Genomic DNA, 2,362 nt, shown 5'->3' on the forward strand with positions numbered 1-2,362 from the left:
GACCACCAGAGCCAGACCGGCTTGGGGTCGCCGCCTTTGGGTAGGTGGTCGACCTGGAGGCGGATGACCGTGCCGGAGATCATGGGGAGTTCGTCAGTGTGCTCAACCCAGGCACATCGGCGCGTAAGCCGCGGATGGAGCCGGTCCCACGCCGTAGCCCTGGCGATGCCGTAGCGAGAGGTCTCGGTCGTTGTGGCTACCTGCGGCTCGCCCCAGATGTCGGGCTTGCCGAACACGAACTCGCCGCCGTGCTTGGGCGGCCGGCCACCGTGCGGAGGATGCGCGTACGTCGGTGTCGGGCGTCGTAGAACCCGGTCCGAGCGCATCCGCCCGAGCACCTCGACGGGCAGGCCCGCCATCAGGTAGGCGATCCTCGGGACATCGTATCCGGCGTCCAGGACGATCATGACGTCCAGGTCGCCGGGCTTCCACTGCCCCGCAGCGACCAGGCGCTCGACGACCACGCGGACCTGCACCGTGGTGGTCGCGGCGACGTCCTCGCCCGGTCCGAGCCGGACCGCGTCCAGCACCACCGTCCACGAATTACGCCCGGGTTCCGGCGCAGCGACGATCGAGTACGGCCAGCCGGGCACCATCTGGTGCTTGCCCTCGCCGCGCCCGTAGGTGTGGCAGAACGACCGGCCTTCGCCGGTGTCCGCGTCCGGCCGCAGCCACGGGCTGACGTCGACCGCGAGCACGATCCGCCCGTAGGCGGCGCGTGGCAGCGGCAGCCCCACGAGTACGTCCCGCAGCCGACTGGTGTCGATCCGCCCCTGGTTGAGCGCGTCGTAGAGAGCCCCATGCCCGCGCCGGTGCTCCGGCGCGAGCGACAGCCCGACCAGGGTCTTGACCGGTCCGTCCGCGCGGAGCAGCGCGTCCGCCAGCTCGAACAGGGCATCCGAGCGCCGGGTGAGACAGGCATGCCACGTGCTTCGGAAGCGTGACAGTTCCGCGAACGCTTCAACGCGTTCCCGCCTGTGCGGCAGATTCGTCACCACGGCCTTCGCCTCAATCCGGCATGTGCCTCTTGGTCAAAGCACAGGATCGGGTGAAAGCCGTGCAGTTCGCATGTGATCGCCGAAAGCCCGGACAGCCGCGCGGCATGCTGCTACCGAGGCGTCCCGGTCGCTATCCGACCAGGCGGTGGCGCCAGTCCAAAGGGCTGACGGTGATCGCCCGACCAGGGTCGCGGTCCCACTCAACAGCCAGGCCGGCCGCTTCCAGAGCAGCGACAACCTCGTGGCCGACGGCTGTGGTGGTCGCGGACGAACCGTCGAAGCCGCCATAGAGCAGCATCAAGCCGTGGCCTGCCGCTGCTGAGTCTGTGCACTGTGTGTGGAAGTAGACGAATCCACGGGCGCCGGTCCCGCTTTCGCCGACGATGTCGGAGTCGCCGCAGGTGCGGCAGCACGTGAAGTGCTCGCGGGCGGTGATGCCGGCCTCCTGAAGGGCGGCGAACGCGCGGGCGAGCCGTTCAGGGTCGGTCTCGCCTTGCCACTCGGCCTGCTCCGCGACGCGCTCCAGCCACATCCGGTCGGACAGTGCCGCCGCCTGCTCACGCGAAACGGGACGGCGATCCTCCGTGACCAGGTACTCCTCGGCGATCTCCGCTACTTCGGCGCGGGAAGCGTACCCACCGACCAGCACCTCGCGAAGCCGCTTCTCCAACAGTTGGTGGTCGCCTTCGTCCAGATCGAGCGGCGGCACCTCGGGAGAGGAACCCGCATCCAACACCGACCAGGCCAGAGCGGCATCCCAACCCGACTCCTGGCGGGCCCAGCCGACCATGGCGGCGATCACGGTCTCAGGGCTGTCGACCATCACCTGGAAGTGCCGGTCGGCGGAGCCGTCGCGGTACTCCAGCGTGTAGTCCCCGCCATCCGCGTGCCAGACCTGCGCGAAGACATCCGGCACGTCGGGTACCCGCTGGACCACGAGGAACCGATCACCGTCACCGCCGATGCGCCGGACCAACCCGGCGAAGTCCTCAGCGGACACACGGACGTGCCGCTCCCCGTTCTCCGTCTGCACCACGATTTCGAGCATCCGCAGACTCTGACACACCCCTCTGACGGCGACGCACCGGCCTCGGAGGTTAAACGGCAAAGGTGAGTGCCTGTTCCATATCTGCCGGACTGAGTGGGTCTGGGCCCTAGGCTGGTGTGGTGTTCGAGGACGCCGGCCGGGCCGGGAACCGGAAGTGTCCGGGCTGTGGTGAGCGGTTGAGGCCGCAGGTTCGGCCCGGTTGACAGCGGTCAGTAGATACTGACTCTGTCGCGAGTTTGGTGAAACACGAGATGTGGATCTTCAGTGGCAGAGAAGAATGCGCTTGCGAAGGAGGTCGGGCTTGGCCCGGCCGTAC

General features: G+C 68.4%; 2 protein-coding genes. Both read right to left on the reverse strand.

The genetic code is table 11. The annotated features are described in order from the left end of the window. The coding region (locus ACFXMF_RS47500; protein ID WP_380021320.1) for a transposase at positions 1-998 on the reverse strand (998 nt) is incomplete at its 3' end. 130 nt (positions 999-1,128) lie between these two features. Beyond that, a complete protein-coding gene (locus ACFXMF_RS47505; RefSeq protein WP_379989119.1) occupies positions 1,129-2,046 on the reverse strand; it encodes a DUF6891 domain-containing protein in 918 nt (305 codons plus the stop codon). Between the last annotated feature and the right edge of the window lie 316 nt (positions 2,047-2,362).

Source organism: Embleya sp. NPDC059213 (assembly GCF_042754445.1).
Classification (GTDB): Bacteria; Actinomycetota; Actinomycetes; order Streptomycetales; family Streptomycetaceae; genus Embleya.